12 protein-coding genes and 1 pseudogene are annotated in these 19,490 nt (G+C 72.5%); 9 read left to right on the top strand and 4 right to left on the bottom strand.

All coding sequences use genetic code 11. From position 1 onward, the window contains the following. From KN815_RS32100 to KN815_RS32075, 6 genes are all read left to right on the top strand, one after another. A partial coding sequence (locus tag KN815_RS32100) for an SDR family oxidoreductase (RefSeq protein WP_216345370.1) occupies positions 1 to 759 on the top strand: 759 nt, incomplete at its 5' end. Positions 760 to 764: 5 nt separating this feature from the next. After that, positions 765 to 5,465 (top strand): type I polyketide synthase, encoded by a 4,701-nt coding sequence (locus KN815_RS32095; protein ID WP_216345373.1) that lies wholly within the window; start codon positions 765 to 767, stop codon positions 5,463 to 5,465. Next, on the top strand, positions 5,455 to 5,778 hold the full coding sequence (locus KN815_RS32090) for an acyl carrier protein (RefSeq protein ID WP_216345369.1): 324 nt from the start codon (positions 5,455 to 5,457) through the stop codon (positions 5,776 to 5,778). The genes KN815_RS32095 and KN815_RS32090 overlap by 11 nt, the downstream gene beginning before the upstream one ends. A 4-nt stretch (positions 5,779 to 5,782) precedes the next feature. Continuing rightward, positions 5,783 to 6,604, top strand: coding sequence for an alpha/beta fold hydrolase (locus tag KN815_RS32085; RefSeq protein ID WP_216345368.1), 822 nt, complete (start codon positions 5,783 to 5,785; stop codon positions 6,602 to 6,604). Next, entirely contained in the window at positions 6,601 to 7,791 is a 1,191-nt protein-coding gene (locus KN815_RS32080; protein ID WP_216345367.1) for a glycosyltransferase, read from the top strand. Before KN815_RS32085 ends, KN815_RS32080 begins: the two co-directional genes overlap by 4 nt. 26 nt (positions 7,792 to 7,817) lie before the next feature. Beyond that, entirely contained in the window at positions 7,818 to 9,725 is a 1,908-nt protein-coding gene (locus KN815_RS32075; protein ID WP_216345366.1) for an ABC transporter ATP-binding protein, read from the top strand. 104 nt (positions 9,726 to 9,829) lie between these two features. On the opposite strand, the gene KN815_RS32070 is transcribed toward KN815_RS32075, so the two are convergent. Then, positions 9,830 to 10,666 (bottom strand): SGNH/GDSL hydrolase family protein, encoded by an 837-nt coding sequence (locus KN815_RS32070; protein WP_216345365.1) that lies wholly within the window; start codon positions 10,664 to 10,666, stop codon positions 9,830 to 9,832. A gap of 162 nt (positions 10,667 to 10,828) precedes the next feature. Between KN815_RS32070 and KN815_RS32065 the strand changes: the two genes are divergently transcribed. Further along, the gene (locus KN815_RS32065) at positions 10,829 to 11,761 is read left to right on the top strand and encodes an endo-beta-N-acetylglucosaminidase H (RefSeq protein WP_216345364.1); all 933 of its coding nucleotides are present in this window, start codon (positions 10,829 to 10,831) and stop codon (positions 11,759 to 11,761) included. 314 nt (positions 11,762 to 12,075) lie between these two features. Here KN815_RS32065 and KN815_RS32060 read toward each other — a convergent pair. Then, a pseudogene (locus KN815_RS32060) lies at positions 12,076 to 13,077 on the bottom strand (1-aminocyclopropane-1-carboxylate deaminase); the annotation flags it as partial. 227 nt (positions 13,078 to 13,304) lie between these two features. Between KN815_RS32060 and KN815_RS51690 the strand changes: the two are divergent. Then, positions 13,305 to 13,439: a hypothetical protein gene (locus tag KN815_RS51690; protein ID WP_301184671.1), complete on the top strand. Its 135-nt coding sequence runs from the start codon at positions 13,305 to 13,307 to the stop codon at positions 13,437 to 13,439. A gap of 168 nt (positions 13,440 to 13,607) precedes the next feature. Beyond that, positions 13,608 to 16,112, top strand: coding sequence for an NB-ARC domain-containing protein (locus KN815_RS32055; protein WP_253209365.1), 2,505 nt, complete (start codon positions 13,608 to 13,610; stop codon positions 16,110 to 16,112). A 55-nt stretch (positions 16,113 to 16,167) separates the two neighbouring features. Here KN815_RS32055 and KN815_RS32050 read toward each other — a convergent pair whose 3' ends face one another. Together KN815_RS32050 and KN815_RS32045 are read right to left on the bottom strand one after the other, a co-directional pair. Continuing rightward, positions 16,168 to 17,847 (bottom strand): hypothetical protein, encoded by a 1,680-nt coding sequence (locus KN815_RS32050; RefSeq protein ID WP_216345363.1) that lies wholly within the window; start codon positions 17,845 to 17,847, stop codon positions 16,168 to 16,170. A gap of 554 nt (positions 17,848 to 18,401) precedes the next feature. Then, positions 18,402 to 19,190: an ABC transporter permease gene (locus tag KN815_RS32045; RefSeq protein WP_216345362.1), complete on the bottom strand. Its 789-nt coding sequence runs from the start codon at positions 19,188 to 19,190 to the stop codon at positions 18,402 to 18,404. Positions 19,191 to 19,490: the final 300 nt, after the last annotated feature.

Genomic DNA, 19,490 nt, shown 5'->3' with positions numbered 1-19,490 from the left:
CGCCTGGTCCTCTTCGGCCGCACCCCGGAACCCGCGGCCGCCGAGGACCCGGCCACGGCCGGTGCCAGCGACCGTGCCGCGCTGCGCGGCGCCCTGCTCGCCGCGAAGCTCACCACCACCCCCGCCGAGACCGAACGCCGGGTCTCGGCGATCCTCGCCGAGCGCGAGGTACGCGCCACCCTGGCCGCCCTGCGGGAACTGGGCGCCGAGGTCGAGTACCAGCGGGTGGACGTGATGGACACGGAGGCCGTCGGCGCCGCGGTCAAGGAGGTGTATGCCCAGTACGGACGGCTCGACGGACTGGTCTACGCCGCCGGGCTCATCGAGGACAAGCTGATCGCCGAGAAGACCCCGGAGTCCTTCGCCCGGGTCTTCACCACCAAGGCCGATGGCGCCGCCACCGTCCTGGACGCGGTGGACCGGCTGCCGGTGAGCCCACGCTTCGCCGTCCTCTTCGGCTCCATCGCCGCCGCCCTCGGCAACCGCGGCCAGAGCGACTACGCCGGCGCCAACGACGCCCTGGAGGAGCTGGGCCGCCGCTGGTCCGGTGCCGAGCGGCGCGGCCTGACCGTGCACTGGGGCCCCTGGGCCGCCTCCGAGACCGGCGGCGGCATGGTCGGACGTGAGCTGATGCGCTCCTACGCGGCCCGCGGCATCAAACTGATCGACCTGGAGGAAGGCCCGCTCAGCCTGTTGCGCGAACTCGCCTACGGCGCCCCGGACGAGCACACCGTCGTCTACACCGCCTCCGGCTGGTGACCACGATGCCCACCCCCGAACCCCTCGGCGGGCCCGAGGCGCAGGGTGAGCCGGTCGCCGTCGTCGGCATGGAGGTCTTCCTCCCCGGTGCCCCCGATCTGGCCGCCTACTGGCACAACATCACCGCCGGCGTGGACGCGATCACCGAGGTGCCCGCCGACCGCTGGGACCCGCTCTTCTACGACCCGGCCGCGGCCACCGACCCGGCCGCCGGGCGACGCAGCGACCGCTTCTACTGCCGTCGCGGCGGATTCGTCGACAGCGGCGCCGAGTTCGACCCGACACGGTTTGGGATCATGCCGAAGTCGGTGCCCGCCACCGACCCGGACCAGCTCATCGCGCTCGACGTGGCGTACCGCTCTCTCCAGGACGCGGGCGGTGAGTCCGTGCTGCCCGCCCGCCGCGAACGCGCCGGGATCGTACTCGGCCGCGGCGGCTATCTCACGCCGGGCCTGGTCCGGCTGGACCAGCGGGTGCGCACTGCCAATCAGCTCGTGCACACCCTGCGCGAGCTGGCCCCGCAACTCGACGAGGCCCAACTGGAGGCGGTGCGGGCCGGGTTCTGCGAACGGCTCGGACCCGAGGAGCCGGAGTCCGCGATCGGCCTGGTGCCCAATCTGGTCGCCTCCCGCGTCGCCAACCGGCTCGATCTGCGCGGACCCGCCTACACCGTGGACGCCGCCTGCGCCTCCTCGCTGGTCGCCGTGGACCACGCGGTACGCGAACTCACCTCCCGGCGGTGCGACGTGATGCTCGCGGGCGGGGTGCACCACTGCCACGACCTCACCCTGTGGAGCGTCTTCACCCAGCTCGGCGCGCTGTCCCCGAGCGAGCGCAGCCGCCCGCTGCACCGGGACGCGGACGGCGTCCTGATCGGCGAGGGCACCGGCGTGGTCGTCCTCAAGCGGCTGGCGGACGCGCGGCGCGACGGCGACCGGGTCTACGCGGTGATCCGCGGCACCGGAGTGGCCGGCGACGGCCGCTCCGCGAGCCTGTTCAACCCCGACCCGGGCGGTCAGATCCGCGCCGTCCGCCAGGCATGGGAGGCCGCCGGGCTCGACCCGCGCGCCGCCGACGCGCTCCAGCTTCTCGAGGCGCACGGCACCGCGACGGCCGCGGGCGACGCGGCCGAACTCCGCACGGTGGCAGAGGTGTTCGGCCCCGCGACCGCCGGGCGCGCCGTCATCGGCTCGGTGAAGTCGCAGATCGGGCACACCATGCCGGCCGCCGGCGTGGCCGGTCTGATCAAGGCGGCGCTCGCCCTGCACCACGAGACTCTGCCGCCCACCCTGCACTGCGACGACCCCAACCCGGCCCTCGAAGCCACCCGGTTCAGCACGCTCGCCACCGCCCGCCCCTGGGACGAGGTCGCGGGCGGCGCCCCGCGCCGGGCCGCGGTCAACGCCTTCGGCTTCGGCGGCATCAACGCGCACGTGATACTCGAACAGCCCGCCGCGGTCCGTGGCCGCCGCCCCCGGGTGACCGTAGGTGAACCGGAGCGCGTGCTGCGGCTGGCCGCCCGGACCCCCGAGGAACTGGCCGCCCTGCTCGACGCCGAGGACGGCGCGGTGCTCGCCGCGAGCCTGCCCGAGACGGGCTCGCCCGCCGTGGGCCCGGTGCGGCTCGGCATCGTCGACCCCACGGCACGCCGCCTGAAGACGGCGCGCCGGGCGGTCGGCAAGGGCGAGCCCTGGCGCGGGCGGGGCGATGTGTGGTTCACCCCGCGCCCGGTGCTCGGCCCGGCCGGTGGGCGCACCGCCTTCGTCTTCCCGGGCCTGGAAGCCGAGTTCACCCCGAAGGTCGACGAACTCGCCGCCCGGCTCGGCCTGGACTGGTCCTACGACCAGGAGGCCGAGGTCGGCGACGTGGGCCGGCACGGCGCCGCCGTCTTCCAACTGGGCCGGCTGCTCGACACCGCGCTGCGCCGCCTGGACGTGGCGCCCGACGCGGTGGCCGGGCACAGCGTGGGGGAGTGGACCGCGATGGCGGCGGCCGGGGTGCACACCGCCGAGGAGGTGGACGCCTTCCTGGCCGGTTTCGACCCGGACGCGCTGCGGGTGCCCGGCCTGGCCTTCGCCGTCCTCGGCACCGCCGCCGACCGGGTCCTGGACCGGCTCGCCGGCCGCGAGGACGTGGTCCTCAGCCACGACAACGCCCCCAACCAGTCGATGATCTGCGGACCGGAGGAGGCCGTCGCCGACCTGGTGGACGGCTTCCGCGCGCAGGGCGTCATCGCGCAGGTGCTGCCGTTCCGCTCCGGCTTCCACACCCCGATGCTCGCCCCCTATCTGGACCCGATCCGCGAGGCGGCCGAGCGGTACACCCTGCACCCGCCGCACACCGCCCTGTGGTCCGCGACCGCCGCCGCGCCCTTCCCGGCCGAACCGGAGGCGGTCCGCGAGCTGTTCGTGCGCCATCTGCTCGAACCGGTCCGCTTCCGCGAACTCGTCCTGCGGATGTACGAGGCGGGCTTCCGGGCCTTTCTGACCCTGGGCGCGGGCCAGCTCGGCTCCCTCATCGACGACACCCTCGCGGGCCGCGATCGGCTGGTGGTTCCCGCGCACTCCACCTCCCGCGACAGCCTCGCCCAGCTTCGCCGGGTGACGACCGCGCTGTGGACCGAGGGCGCCGACCCGGACGTCACCCCGCTCAACCCGCCTGCCGGTCAGGTGAGTTCGAGCATCCGCCCGGTACGCCGTAGCGGGATGAAGCTCGACCTCGGCGGCGCCCTGGTCTCCCTCCCCGCCGCCGGGCACGGTCTCCTCGTCACGACACCGCACCCCACCGCGCGGCCCTTGCGCCCGGCCCTCCCGGCCGCCCGGACCGAGGCCCACGCCGACGCGCTCGACCGGCCCGGCCGGGCCGGTGCACACCACCCGGTGGCCGCCGAGTTCTCCGCGCTGCTCACCGACACCAACGCCGTCGCCGCGGAACTCCTCGACGCGCTGGGGCAGCGCCGCGGCCCCCGTGTCCCGGCGCGGCACCGGCCGCCGACCCCGCGATCCGGTGCCGTCGCACCGCGGGCGGTCGGCCCGAGCGGTTCCGGCGGTCCGAGCGGCTCCGGCGGTCCGAACGGTTCCGGCGGTCCGAACGGTTCCGGCGGTCCGAACTGCTCCAGCGGCTCCAGTGGCACCGACGGCCTCGCGACCGTCCCCGCCGCCCTGCGGATCGACGTGGACCGGATGCCGTACCTCCGCGACCACTGCTTCTTCCGGCAACGGCCCGGCTGGCCCGACGAGGCCGACCGGTGGCCCATCGTGCCCGCGACCACCGTCATCGACCACCTCGTCCGGATCGCGGAAGAGGCGATGCCCGGCCGGAGCGGACAACGGGTGGTGGCCGTGCACAACGTGCGGCTCCAGAAGTGGATCGAGGCCATGCCCGCCCGTGACGTGCCCGTCGCGGTGCGCCGCTCGGCCCCGGACCGGATCGAGGTCGGGCTCACCGGCTTCGCGGGCGCCGAGGTCCGGTTCGCCCCGGGACCCGCGACCCCGCCCGCCGTATGGCCGGTGGACCCGGCCCGCGAACGGGTCCCCGAACTGGCCGCCGAACAGCTCTACACCGAGCGGTGGATGTTCCACGGCCCCGCCTTCCAGGGCGTCACCGAACTCACCGCGATCGGCGAACGGCATGTGCGCGGCGTCCTCACCGCGCCCGGACCACCCGGCGCGCTCCTCGACAACGTCGGCCAGCTCCTCGGCTACTGGATCATGGCCACGCTCACCGAACGCACCACGGTCTTCCCGGTCGGCATGGCCCGGATCGACTTCCACGGCCCCGAACCGGCCGCCGGGACGGCCCTGGACTGCCATATCCGTATCCGGGAGGTCACCCCCACCACCCTCACCGCCGATATGCAGCTCGTCCACGCGGGCCGCGTCTGGGCCGAGTGCACGGGCTGGACCGACCGGCGCTTCGACACCGACCCCGGCATGCGGCTGATGGACCGCTTCCCCGGCCGGAACACCCTCTCCGAGGAGCGCACCGGGGGATGGAGCCTGGCCCACGAGCGCTGGCCCGATCTCGCCACCCGCGACCTGATCATGCGCAATATGCTCGGCGGCGCCGAACGCGACCGCTACGCCGGCCAGCCCCCGACCCGTAAGCGCCGCCATCTGCTCGGCCGGATCGCCGCCAAGGACGCGGTCCGCAGGCTGCTGTGGGCGGAGGGCTCGGGCGACATCTACCCGGCCGAGATCGCCCTGCACAACGACGCGGCCGGGCGGCCCGTGGTGACCGGTGTGCACGGCCGCGCCATCGGCCCGGGCCTGACGGTCTCCCTCGCGCACAGCGCCGAGGCGGCGGTCGCCCTGGCCCGCCGCGGACCCTGCGGTATCGACCTCGAAGAGGTCACCGCCCGGCCCGCCGCCGCCGTCGCGGCGGCCTGCGGCCCCGAGGAGCGCGCGCTCCTCGCCCGTACCGTCGCCGCGGGCGACGAGAGCGAAGACCTGTGGTTCACCCGGTTCTGGGCGGCGAAGGAAGCCGTCGCGAAGGAGCGCGGTACGGGGCTGCGCGGACGACCCCAGGAGTACCGGGTCACCGCCGCCCGTTCCGACCTGCTGCGGGTGGAACACGCGGGCCGCGCCTGGGAAGTGCGCTGCGATCAGGTGGCGGCCCCCGCGGGGCTGCCCGAACGGAACTATGTCGTCGCCTGGACCGCGGGCGGCGCCGAGCCAGTCAGTCAGGAGAGCCAGCATGACCAGTGAGGCGGCCACCCCCACGGCCCTCAGCATCGATGAGGACACCGTCCTCGCACAGATCGCCGCGACGCTGCGCGAGCTGCCCGACGCCGGTCTGGAGGATGCCGAGATCAGCCGCGAGACGCTGTTCCACGACGATCTGGAGCTGGAGAGCATCGACCTGGTCACCCTCGCCGGCCTGCTGCGCGAGCAGTACGGCGAGCGCGTCAACCTCGCCCTGTTCATCGCCGACCTGGAACTCGACGAGATCATCGCGCTGACCGTGGGCCGGCTCGCCGACTACGTCACCGCCTCGCTCCGCGCCACCGAGGAGAACTGACCGGATGGCGAAGACACCCACCGGCGACATCACCACCCATGTGCAGGAGCTGCGCGCGGGCGCGGCCGGCGAGGGCGAGCCCCCGGTGGTCGTCCTGGTGCACGGTCTGCTCACGGACTCGCTCGCCAGCTACTACTTCACCCTCGGCCCGGCGCTGTCCGCGGCGGGCATGGACACCGTGATGTACGACCTGCGCGGGCACGGCCGCACCGACCGGCCGCGCACCGGCTACCGGCTGGAGCACTTCGTCGAGGACCTGGCACTGCTCCTGGACGCCTTGGGCGAGCACCGCCCGGTGCATCTGGTCGGCAACTCCTTCGGCGGCACCGTCGCCGCGGGGTTCGCCGCCTGGCACCCGGACCGCACCGCCACCCTCACCATGATCGAGTCCGAGCCGCCGGTGGCCACCTGGGCCACCCATATCGCGGACGGCCTGGCGCACGCCCGCCGTGACCTGGTCCACGACCAGGCCATTGAGTGGATCAAGGAGCGCTACGGGGCGCACACCGCCCGGCTCTCCCGCACGGCCGCGCGCATCCTGGAGACCACCACACTGGCCGAGGACGTCCCGGCCGGGAGGCTCATCGACGACGACCTGTCCGCGCTGCGCTGCCCGCTGCTCGCCGTCTTCGGCGCCGACTCCGGGCTCAGCGCCCAGGTGCCGGAGCTGGAGGCCAAGGTCGCACAGTGCCGCACCGTGGTCCTCCCGGACCAGGGCCACTCGGTCCTGGTCGAACAGCCCGGCCGCACCCGCGACCTGGTCCTGGACTGGGTGCGCGAGCACCACGCACGCCGGTCGGGCGCCTGGGCCGGAGCGGCCGGATGAGCCGCTTCCTCCTGGTCGCACCGCCGCTGACCGGGCATATCAACCCGCTTGTCGCGGTGGCGGCCGAGCTGACCGCTCGCGGCCACCAGGTCGAGTGGTGCGGTTACGCCGACCGCATCCGCGACGCGGCCGGACCCACCGCCGTCGTCCACGAGTGCGCCCTCCCCGAAGCCGGCGAACTTCTCCGCCCGCCGACCCTGACCGGACCGGCCGCCTTCCGTTTCCTCTGGGAGGCTTTCTTCATCCCGCTCGCCGAGGCGATGGCCCCCGCCGTGGCGAGCGCGGTGCACGCCTTCCGCCCGGACGCGGCCGTCACCGACCAGCACGCGGTGGCCGGGGCCCTGGTGTGCGAACGCCTCGGTGTCCCGTACCTCACCTCGGCCAGCACCTCGGCCGAACTCATCGACCCGCTGGCCGATCTGCCCAAGGTGGCCGCCTGGCTGACCGGCCGGCTGGACGCGCTGCGGGAGGCGATCGGCGACCCGGCCGCCACCCACGACCCGCGCTTCTCCCCGTACGGCGTCCTCGCCTTCACCGGCCGGGAACTCCTCGGCGACGCGGCCGCCCTGCCCTGGGAGCGGGTCCACCTGGTCGGCCCGGCCATCGCCGACCGGCCCGGGGACCCGGACTTCCCCTGGGACGCCCTCGACCCCTCCCGCGAGCTGGTCTTCGTCTCGCTCGGTACCGCCAACACCGACGCCGGCGCACGCTTCCTCCACGAGGCCGCCGGGGCGCTGGAACTGCTCGCCGACCGGGTGCAGGGCGTCGTCGCGGACCCCGGCGGCCAGCTCACCGACCCGCCGCCCGGCATCCTGGTGCGCCCCTACGTCCCCCAGCTCGAACTCCTCGGCCGGGCCAGGGCGGTGGTCAGCCACGGCGGCCACAACACCGTCTGCGAGGCCCTCTGGCACGGGCTGCCGCTGGTGGTCGCCCCGATCCGGGACGACCAGCCGATCGTGGCACGCCAGGTGGCCGAGGCGGGCGCCGGTATCCGGGTGCGCTTCGGACGGGTGGACGCCCCGAAGCTCGCCGAGGCGCTGCGCACGGTCCTGGACGACACCGGCGGGCACCGCACCGCGGCGGCGGCCATCGGCAGGTCGTTGCGTGTCGCGGGCGGCCGGCAGGCCGCGGCCGACCACCTCGAACAGCTCGTCACGGCGCACCCGGCGGCAGCCGCGGGCCGCTGAACGCATCCCCCATCCCGGAGCACCCCATGACCACAGCCCACCCGATGCCTCCGCGGGAGGCGCCGAGCCCCGCGCCCGACGAGCCGCCCGCCCCCGGCATCCGCCCACTGCGGGCCCTGCTCCAGCAGGCCCGCCCGTACCGGCTCGTCCTCCTCGGCTCGCTTCTGCTCGCCCTGGCCGCCAGCGGCTGCGGGCTCGTCCAGCCGCTGGTGGCGCGGTCGGTCCTGGACGCCCTGGCCGACGACACGGCGGTCACCGGGGCGCTGGTCCTGCTCGGCGTCCTGGTGGTGGGGGGCGCCGTCCTGACCGGACTCCAGTCCTGGTGGCAGCAGCGCACCTCGGAGCAGGTCGTCCGCTCCATCCGCCGCGACCTGGTCTTCCGCCTCATCCGTCTGAAGATCCCCGAGCTGGACCGCCGCCCACCCGGCGATCTGGTCGCCCGGGTCACCTCCGACAGCGCCCTGGTGCAGAACGCCGCCACCCAGGGCCTGGTCATGATCACCAACGGGCTGCTCACCGTCGTCGGCGCCATCGTCCTGATGGGCACGGTCCACCTCGGCCTGCTCGGCGTCACCCTCGCGGTCCTGCTCGGCACCGGTGCCCTCCTCGGACTGATCCTGCCCCGCATCCGCGAGGCCGTCGCCCGCGCCCAGAGCTCCGTCGGCGCCATCGGTGCCGCCCTGGACCGCTCACTCGGCGCCGCCCGCACCGTCAAGGCCAACGGCGCCGAATCCCGGGAGACCGCGCGTGCCGAGGCCGCCGTCGAGGAGGCGTACCAGGCGGGTCTGACCGGCGCCAAATATGTCGCCCTGGTCCAGGTCCTCTCGGGTGTCGCCATCCAGGCGGCCTTCCTGGCGGTGCTCGGCGTCGGCGGCGCCCTGGTGGCCTCCGGGGACCTCGACGCCTCCCAGCTCATCGCCTTCCTGCTCTATGTCTTCTACCTGGCCAGCCCGATCGCCTCGCTCCTCGGCGGCCTCGGCATGCTCCAGCAGGGCCTCGGCGCCATCGTCCGCATCGAGCAGGTCAGGCATCTGCCGGCCGAGGACGACGTGGACGACGTGGCCGACGTGGACGACATGGCCGACACGGACGACGTGGACGACGTGGACCTCACCGAGCGGGTGGCTCCGGCCCCGCACACCGCGCGGTCGACACCGGCGCCACCGGTCGAGTTCGACGGCGTCCACTTCGCCTACCCGGGGCGCGGCCCGGCCCTGCGCGGCATCAGCTTCACCGTGCCCGGCGCCACCCGCACCGCCCTGGTCGGCCTCTCCGGCGCCGGCAAGACCACGATGTTCGCGCTGCTCCAGCGCTTCTACGAACCGCGGGCGGGCGCCATCCGGATCGGCGGCCAGGACATCGCCCGTATGTCCCGCGCCGAGGTCCGCCGCCGCATCGCCTACGTCGAGCAGGAGTCCCCGGTCATGGCGGGCACCCTCGGCGACAACCTCCGCTACGCCGCGACCGGCGCGGGCGAGGAGGACATCGCCGAGGTACTGCGCCTGACCCGGCTCGACTCGCTGATCGCCAGGCTGCCCGACGGCCTGGACACCGAGGTCGGCAACCGCGGCGTCACCCTCTCCGGCGGGGAGCGCCAGCGCCTGGCCATCGCGCGTGCCCTGCTGCGCAGGCCCGAGGTACTGCTGCTCGACGAGGCCACCGCCCAACTCGACGCCAGCAACGAACAGGCCCTGCGGGAAGCGGTGGACCAAGCCGCGCGCCGCTGCACCGTCATCCTGATCGCCCACCGCCTGTCCACGGTCACCGACGCGGAGCAGATCATCGTCCTGGAGGACGGCGGGATTCGCGCCGCGGGCTCCCACGGCGACCTGGTCGGCGCCGACACCCTCTACCGTGAACTCGCCGCCTCCCAGATGCTCGTGCCCGCCGTGGACGACCGGCCCCCGGGCCCGGACGCGCGTCTGGCGCTGTGAACGAGCGCCCCGGGCCCCCTTGAGCGACGAGGGGGCCCGGGGCCGTATGCGAACGGTGGCCGGATCCGTCGGATCCGGCCACCGTCTCGTCGGTTCTGCCGCCGTCAGCCGGTGATGGCGTTCAGGGCGGGCAGATAGCCGTCACGGTGCCCGGCCTGGTTCGGGTGGTACGACTCGTTCAGCTTGTCCCACTCCAGGCTCGTCACCCAGGTGGTGTTCCCCGAGCAGATGGTGTGCGGGTCGAAGGCCGGCCGCGGGTCGAGGAAGGTGAAGCCCGCGTTCGCGGCCTGCTGCGCGAGGACGGAGTTGAGGACGTCGGCCGCCGAGTTCAGCGCGCCGCGCTCGGTGTCGCTCAGCCCGAAGATGCCGCAGTTGCCGCCGATCTTGTACAGCCGGGGATACCCCACCACGATCACCTTGGCGCTCGGCGCGGCCCCCCTGATGGCCGCGTAGGTGCCGGACAGCGTGCCCGGCAGAACACCGGTCGCCGCCGCCTTCGCGGCATCCACCCCGGCGACGCAGTCCTTGTCGTCCAGGGTGAGGATGCAGTTCTGGAGAACGCTGACGAAGCCCACGTCGTTCCCGCCGGCCTGCACCGTCACCAGCGTGGCGTCCGCGCCGAGCCGGGGCACCTGCCGGCTCTTGACCTCGGCGGCGGTCGCCCCGGAGCAGGACGCCTCCACGAAGGAGTACGAGGTGTGCTGCGCCGCCCACAGCCGGGGGTAGGACAGCGGCCCGCGCCGGCAGGCGTCATTCGGGTCGTCATAGGTGCGGGTGCCGGGCGCGACGGCGTACGAGTCGCCGAGCGCGATGTACTTTCCGGCCGCCTCCGCCCCGGTCGGAACAGCCTGCGCGGCGGGGGCCGCGGTGACGGCGAGACAGACCGCCGCCATCGCGGTGAGAAGAGACGTCAGTGGTCTGCGTGCGCGGATAGGGCGCATGCGAACTCCCGTGAGAGTGGGGGAAGTTTGACTCCACTGAAGTAGCATTTCAATGATTCGGAATCGATAACTCCATGGAACGGCATGGGTGTTCCGCAAACAGCGGAAGACACCTTCAGTCAGGGTCGGACACCGACCCATGCGAGGGGAGACCGGTCAACGATGTTCAGTCTGGTACGGAGCAGAGTAAGAACGGCCGCGTTCGCGCTCACGGCGGTCGCGGCCTTAGCCTTCGGCGGGACCGCCGCGACGGCCGCGACCGGCACGGCAGCGGCCCCCGCTCCCGCTCCCGCGAAACAGGGGCCGACCTCGGTGGCGTACGTCGAGGTGAACAACAACAGCATGCGGAACGTCGGCAAGTACACCCTCGCGGGCGGCGGCGGCAATGTCTTCGACGTCGCCGTGATCTTCGCGGCGAACATCAACTACGACACGGGGACGAAGGCGGCGTATCTGCACTTCAACGAGAACGTGCAGCGCGTCCTCGACAACGCCGCCACGGAGATCCGCCCCTTGCAGCAGAAGGGGATCAAGGTCGTCCTCTCGGTGCTCGGCAACCATGAGGGCGCGGGCTTCGCCAACTTCCCCTCCCAGCAGGCGGCTTCGGCGTTCGCGAAATCACTGTCGGACACCGTGGCCAAGTACGGCCTCGACGGCATCGACTTCGACGACGAGTACGCCGACTACGGCAACAACGGCACCGGCCAGCCCAACGACAGCTCGTTCGTGCACCTGGTGACGGCGCTGCGCGCGAACATGCCGAACAAGATCATCAGCCTCTACAACATCGGCCCGGCCGCCTCCCGCCTGTCCTACGGCGGCGTCGACATCTCGTCCAAGTTCGACTACGCCTGGAACCCGTACTACGGCTCCTGGCAGGTTCCCGGCCTGGCACTGCCCAAGTCGAAGCTGTCCCCGGCGGCTGTCGAGATCGGCCGGACCTCCCAGAGCACGGCCGCGAGCCTCGCCCGCCGCACCGTCAGCGAGGGCTACGGCGTCTATCTGACGTACAACCTCGACGGCGCCAATCGCAGTGCCGATGTCTCCGCGTTCACCAGGGAGCTGTACGGCAGCGACGCCGTTTACACGCCGTAAGGCAACCGCACGCCCCAGCGCGCGGACGGCGATCCACGCGGTAGGTGTCACCTCACCGAGGCCCGGTGGGCCGTGCCGTTCAGAAATGCGTTGCCGCAGGTCGTAGGCGACCTGGCGGCTGCGGCCGACGCGGGAGAGTCCGTGCCGGCCCGGCTCCCCGCCGCGGCGGGGAGCCATGGTCGCGAGACCGGGCGGCGGATTCCCGGTGCTGTGGTGGAAACGGGCCGAGGCCGTCGCAGTCGACGCTCGCGGCCTGGGCCGTCGGCAGCGCCCTGGCTGCCAGAGCGACTTGGGGCCGGAGCGGGGGCGACGGTCTACCCGAACAGTGCGCTGTAGCCGTTCAGAGCCGGCTGCCCGCCGAGGTGGGCGTAGAGGACCTTGGCGTCCTTGGCGATCTCGCCTCGGGTGACGAGGTCGATGAGGCCCGCCATGGACTTGCCCTCGTACACCGGGTCGGTGACCATGCCCTCGGTCCGCGCGGCCAGCCGCATCGCGTCCATGGTGGAGTCGTCCGGGATGCCGTAGGTGCCCGCGTGGTAGCGCTCGTCGAGCAGGATCTCGTCGTGGGCGAGCTCCCGGTCTAGGCCGATGAGCGACGCGGTCCCGCGCGCGATCCGCGCCACCTGGTCCCAGGTCTCCTTCGGCTTGGCCGAGGCGTCGATGCCGAGGATCCGCCGCGGCCGTCCGCCCAGCGGGGCGAATCCGGCGATCATGCCGGCCTGGGTGCTGCCGGTGACCGAGCACACCACGATGGTGTCGAAGAAGACCCCGAGCCGCTGTTCCTGCTCCGCCACCTCGTACGCCCAGTTCGCGAAGCCCAGCCCGCCGAGCCGGTGGTCCGAGGCGCCGGCGGGGATCGCGTAGGGCTTGCCGCCCGCCGCCTCGATCTCCGAGCTGGCCTGCTCCCAGCTCTCCTTGAACCCGATGCCGAACCCGGCCCTCACCAGCCGCACGTCCGCTCCGGCGAGCCGGGACAGCAGGATGTTGCCGACCTTGTCGTACACCGCGTCCGGCCAGTCGACCCAGCTTTCCTGGATCAGCACGCACTTGAGCCCCGCCCGGGCCGCGACCGCCGCGACCTGGCCCGTGTGGTTGGACTGCACACCGCCGATCGACACGAGCGTGTCGCAGCCCTGCGCCAGGGCATCGGCCACGAGGTACTCCAGCTTGCGCGTCTTGTTGCCGCCGTAGGTGATGCCGGAGTTGCAGTCCTCGCGCTTGGCCCAGATCTCCGCGCCGCCCAGGTGCTTGGTCAGCCGCTCCGGGCGGTGCACCGGCGACGGGCCGAACAGCAGCGGGTAGCGGTCGAAGTCGTTGCTGCCGGATCTTGGTCCCCTCGTCCATCAGCGCGAGCGGGTACTCCAGCAGGTCCGCGAGCTCGACGTACTCCCGGTGAGCCAGACGATCACCAGCGGCGTTGTGCCACCGAACAGCATCACGGCGATGTTGTGCGCTACAGAGTTTCGCGCGGCTGCGCGGTGGGGTCACCCCGGTCGGTCCGCTGACGGTGCGACGGCGGCGCGGTGCCGACCGCCTGGCGATCGTGCCCATCCGCAACCCGGAGCTGAGCCGCCGGAGCATGCAGATCCAGTCGATGGCGCGGCGCGCGTTGCCCGCGGGGGTGCGGGCCTTCCTCGCGCACCTGATCGAGCAGATTGGTGATGACCTTCGCACGTAGGCAGATGACCACGGACGACGAACCGACCGACGCCGTGGGCGCCGAAAACCTCATTCGTAGGATGTGACCGTGTGTGTGGGGTACGCAGCGAGCCGGCTGTCCAACTGCCCAAGATCTCTCTACGGTGGGTCCGACCGCCCTGTGGGGCCGGAAAGCGAAGGGGGCTGCGTGGAAGCGGAGTTGGCGGCGCTCGCCGCGTCAGGGGCGACGACGCTGGTCGGGCTGATGGTCTCGGAGTCGTGGGAGCGGGCGAAGGGCGGGCTGACCCGTTTCTTTGGACGACGCGCTTCAGGGCAGGCGGCCGAGGATGAACTGCGCTCGGCCGGCGCGGAGATGAGTCGTGCCCGGGCGGCGGGCGACGCGGGGGCCCAAGCCGACATCCAGGCTCGCTTACGACAGCGGCTGGAAGACATTTTCCAGGAGGATCCCGCTGCCGCCGAAGAATTGGCGGAGCTGCTGTCCGATCTCGCTCCTGACGCGTCACGTACTTTCGTCACTCTGGTCAGCGGAGGGGTGAACCATGGTCCGGCCTTTCAGGGGTCGCACATTCATGGCGGCATCACCTTCAATGTCCAGTCGGCGCCAACGGCCGAGCTGGGCAGGCCCGATCAGGTCCCTGCCGTGACAGTGCCCTTCAGCAACAGGACGGCCGAACTCGCCTGCCTGGACGAGGCTCTCGGGACGACGGCCGGTGGCAACGGATCCGTTGGTGTCGGCGTGCTGGATGGACTGCCCGGGGTGGGCAAGACGACCATGGCGTGGCGGTGGGCGGACATCTCCCGGGAGCGCTTTCCGGACGGGCAGCTCTACGTGGATTTCGCCGCCTTGCGTGATCAGCCCGCGGCGGTGACCTCCCCTGGTGCGGATGTCTCGGAGGCTCTTGCCATGTGTCTGCGGTCGCTGCCGGGGAGCGGCGAGGGCATTCCGAGTTCGCTGGCGGAGCGGACCAACCTGTTCCGATCACGCTCGGCCAATCTGCGTATCCTGCTCGTCCTTGACGACGTGAACCAGCCCGCACAGGTCCGTGCCCTGATCCCCAAGGGGGCGGGCAGCGCGGTTCTGGTGACGAGCCGGGGCAGGCTCGGTGAGCTGGCCATGAACGGGGCCCGGTTGATCTCCGTCAAACCCCTGGACGCGCATGGCGGGCTGGAACTGCTGAAGGACAGGTGCGGCGCGGGGGCGGTCGAGGCCGAAGCGGAGGCCGCGAAGCGTCTGGTGGCGCTGTGCGACGGTCTGCCGGTGGCCCTTCAGATCGTAGCGGCCCGGCTGCTGGCCGATGACAGCCTCACCATGACCGAACTGGTGGCCGAACTGGACGATGAGGCCGTAAGGCTTGCGGGGATGGCGCTGGAGGGAGAGGAGTTCTCGGTGTCCGCTGTTCTGGGGCCCTCCTACCGGCTGCTGGCGCCCGACGCGGCCCGGCTGTACCGGCTGCTCGGGTGGCTTCCGACCGGTACCTTCGACGCCGGTGTGGCCGCGGTCGCCGCGGATGTCGACACCAGGAGCGCGAAGCGGCTGCTGGGTGTCCTGGCGAAGGCGAGCCTCGTCGACCTCATGGGTGACGGCCGCTACCGCATGCACGATCTGGTCCGTCTGCACGCACGAGAGCGCGCGGCGGAGGAGGAGCCGGAGAGCGAGCACGCGGCGCTCACCGAGCGGGTGGGCACGCACTATCTCGTCCTCACCGCCTTCGCCGACCGGGCGGTGCGCGCGGACCGGTTGCGGGTGGCCGGACTGTCCGCGCTGCTCCAGGACGCCGACAACCCGTTCGCCGTCGCCGACGGGCCGTCCCCGCTGGAGTGGATGGACACCGAGCGTCCCGCCATCCTGGCGGTACTGCGCACGGCTGTCGGGCACCGGCTGCACACCTTGGCCTGGCCGCTGGCGGAGGCGTTCACGGCGCTGTTCCTGCACCGCCGCTACCTCGGGGCCTGGAAGGAGTCACTGGAGCTGGGTGTGGAGGCGGCAGCGGCGGCAGCGGCAGCGGCGAGTACGGCACAGGAGATCGAGCTGGCCACGGCGGCCGAGGCACGATTGCGCAGCCTGCTGTCGCGCCCGTTGCTCGATCTCGGTGAGCACGATCGGGCGGGAGCGGAACTGGAGCGGGCCGCCGCCCTCGCCGAGGCGGCCGGCGACCTCGTCGTACGCGCCTCCGCGCTGGAGTTCCTCGGGCGGTACCGGGATCTCCACGAGCCGTCCCGATCCGTCGAGACGTACCAGCTCTCCCTCGAACTCAACGAGCGTGCCGGAGAAACCCGCGGTGCGGCGATCGCCGCCTTCTTCCTCGGGTGCGCGCAGGACGCCCGGGGCGATCACCTGGAGGCCATGGCCACCCTGCGCCGGGCCCGGCAGAAGTTCACGGCCCGGGAGGAGCCCGACCGGCGGATGGCGGCGCGGGCGAGCGCGGCCATCGGCGTCGTACACGACCACCTCGGTGAGACCGAGGAAGCGATCGGTGAACTGCGCGAAGCCATCAGGGTGCTGGGCGAGGAGGTGGGCGCGACACACTACGAGGCGGAGGCCCGGGAACACCTCGCCGACGTGGCGGAGCGCGCGGGAGGGCACGAGGAACTGGTGCGCGAGAATCTGCGGCGTGCCGTCGAGATCCACGAGACAACCGGCAACCTCCGGGCGGAGAGGCTGCGCGGGCGGTTGGCGGATCTCGACCACTGACACCGGCATGGGAATGCGTGGAGCGCTCCGCTTCGGAGCGGCCACTCGAGAGCGGCTATCCGGTCGGCCGGGCGGGACGCAGGCGCAGGATGACGTCCTCGTCCCGCAGGTCACCGATCCGCAGCGTCACCAGTGTGCCGTTCAACCGAAGCCCGGCACGCAGACACGCGTAGACGACCGCGGCGGGCAGGCCCGGATCCAGCGCCGGACCCGTGGCCGTCACCTCCACGGTCCGGCCGTCCCTGAGCCCGACCAGACAGCCGTTCCCGCGCACGCCCGATGCCGCGAGAAGGCATCCGGGCAGCCGGGTGAGGGTGTCCTCGATCCAGCGCAGGGCCCCGACCGCGGTGGACGCGGGGCGGAGAAGGATGAGTACGGAGGCGCTTTCGGCCAGCCGGCGGTCGCGCTCGTCGTCGGTGCATGCCAGGTGGGTGAAGGAGACGGGGGACCGGGGCACGGCCGCGTCGTGCGCCGAGACGGCTGCCGGAAAGCGGCACACGGTGACGGTCGGCTCTTCACCGTCCCCGGTGACGCCGGTGGACACCTGCCATGAAGTGACCGGCGAGGCGGGCGGATCCGGAACGGGAAGCGCGAGCGGGGACGGTGGCGGTGAAGGCGGCTCCGAGAGCTTCAGCAGGTGGTAGACAGCGGTCCGGAGCCGGGCGAGAGCGTGGCCGGATTCGGCGAAGGCATGCTCGGCGACCGCCGCGTAACGCCGCGGCGTGTGCTCGCGAGCGACGTCCTCCACCTGTCGGCGCAGATCCTGGTGCGCGTTGAGCCGGGGCGCGACGGCTGCCAAGTGGTGGACAGCCGTTCCGGGCACCGCGTCGCGGCCGAACGCGGCCAACAGCAGCGGCGTTCCGGCCGACGCTCCGTACAGCGTCACCGAACCGTGGTCTCCGATGAGGACGTCCGCCGCGACGAGCCCGGGCCGCCACGCGTGGACGGTCGGCATCAGCAGCAGTCCCGCGTCCAGGGCGGCGGCTTGCAGCGTACGCATCTGCCACGCTCCGTGTGCCGACCAGACATTGGGGTGGACGATCGCGCCGACCCGGTATTCGTCGCAAGGGAGCTGCGCGAGCAGACGCGGCAGAAGCTCCGGGTGACTCGCCAGCAGCGAGGTGGGGCCCCAGGTGGAGCTGACCATGACGAGACGCTGGTGCTCCGCGACACCCATCGCCTCCCGGTATGTCTCCCTGTGCGGCCGGCTGCCGACCAGCTCGTCGAAGCATGGGTCGCCGACCAGCAGCGTGCGCCCGGCCGCCTTCGGGTGGGCGGCGAGCAACTGCTCCTCCTGCGCCGGATGCGACACCGCCAGCCAGGCACGACCCGTCTCCAACAGCGAGTCCTTCACGACCCCTGAGAGCCTGTCGTGCGGACTCCGTGAGTCCGGCACGAGCTTCTGGAATCCGACGCCGTGCGGCAGCACGAGTACCGGGCAGTCGCCTTCCGGTACGTCGATGTTCTCGCTGGCGGAGAGGATGAGGTCAGGCGTGGTGTGCCCGAGCTGCTCCCAGGGCATGACCCGGCACCCGGTGTCACGGAGGAGGTCGAGGACGCCGGCGTTGAAGGCGGACGTGGGGTCGTAGGCGAAGACGACGGTCACACGGCTGTCATCGCGCACGAGCGATGGGAGCGTTTCGAGGGCGCGCACGGTCGAGGTGACCGTACGGGCGGCGACGACCAGGGTGCGCTGTCCCCGGAAGGTGCTCCAACGGTGGGCGTCATGCCCCACGGGAACGCGAAGCGGTTGGCTACCGAACAAGTCGGCCGCCTCCGACAAACCGGCGACCCCAACCGGTCAGCGGCTCGCGGCTCGCGGCTCGCGGCTCGCGGCTATGGTGCTTTTATCGCCCTTCAAGCCGATTGGCAACCTTTCGAGCAGTCCGTGGCAGAGGTGTGAACGCGTACACGGTAACGAATCGCGCGACCGGCACCGCGAGGATCAGCGGCTGGGGCGCGCTTGCCGAGCCGGTCGGACGCAGGACGCGATCGGGGCGGGGAGCGGTGGCGGCCGGAGGCGGGAGTCGACAGTCAGGGGTTTGGCCTGGTCGCGCCGTTACCTACACCCGCGGCATGAACAACTGCACGTGCACCCATTGCGGCAACGTCGGTCTTCTTCGGGGGTGCCAAGCGGACGGGCCGTCCCCGGCGGCAGATTGTGGCGTTCCGCTGCCCCGAGTGCGGGCGCCTCGAGCTGTTCGCCGCCGAGGAGGTGTAGTCGGCCCTCGTCGTCCCGGACGTCCAGGCGGGGGCGGTCTGCTCTTCGGGTCCGCGGGGGCATGTCCGTCACCTGCGACGGTCCTTGGGGCGGTGGAGGTGGCCGCGGGCGACGAGTTCGACGGTGCAGGCGACGGCCACCGCCTGGATCGCCATCAGGGCGACGAGGACGAACAGTTGGACCGCTCCCGCGGCGGTGGGGCTGGCGCCGCCCAGCAGCATGCCGACAAAGGCGCCCGGGAGGGTCACCAGTCCAACGGTGCGCGTCTGGTCGAGACCGGGCAGCAACGCATCCGAGGCGGCCGGGCGGGCGATCTCCATCCGTGCGTCCCGGTCCGACAGCCCCAGGGCCAGGCCCGCCTCGAACTCACCGTGCCGCAGGCCGAGTTCGTCCAGCGCCCGCCGCCCCGACAGCACGGTCGCGGTCAGCGCCCCGCCGATGAAGATCCCGGTCACCGGAATCAGCACGATGCCCTTCAGCGGCACCAGCCCGGTCAGCAGCAGCAGGCTCACGACCGGCAGCACGCTCAGCGCGATGGGCCACAGTGCCAGCCACCACGACCGGTCCGGTGTCAGCCGCCGCCCGGCGGTCCACACCGCCACGCCCAGCATCAGGACCAGGAAGGCCAGCGTCGCGAGGGTCGAGCCCACCACCTTCGTGATGACCGTGGAGACGGCGGCCAACTGGAGCGCGGCACGCACACCGGCCAGCAGCACCTGCCGGGCCCGGTGGGTGTGCACGTCCGGCGACAGATGGAAGAGGGCAACGGCCGCGATCGCGGCCAGCAGGAGGACGACGAGCAGCACGGCCAGCGTGGTGTTGACCGGCAGAAGGGAGGAGGCTGCGTTCAGACGCATGGTGCGGGCTACCTTCCGTGACGGCTTCCGCTCTCGTCCGCGGAGCCTCCGGCGACCGGCCCGGCCCCAGCGTGTGCTGTCATCGGCATGGACCCGGGTTCGAGGGTATCCACGGCCGGTCGGTCAGGGGCTCGCCTCGCCTTGGGCGACTTCGACGTCGTGGTGGAAGGTGAGCACATCGGTCGTCGCGGCGCCCGCCGACAGGAGTGCGCAGACGGCGAGGAGCAGCGCGGTCCAGCGCCTGGCCGGGGCCGGGCGTGCCGCGGGCGCCAGGAGCGCGGCGACGCGCTGGGGGACCGG

The sequence above is a fragment of the Streptomyces niphimycinicus genome, from assembly GCF_018883605.1.
GTDB lineage: Bacteria > Actinomycetota > Actinomycetes > Streptomycetales > Streptomycetaceae > Streptomyces > Streptomyces niphimycinicus.
Note: the sequence above shows the minus strand (reverse complement) of the source record. Positions and strands in the feature narration are given on the sequence as shown.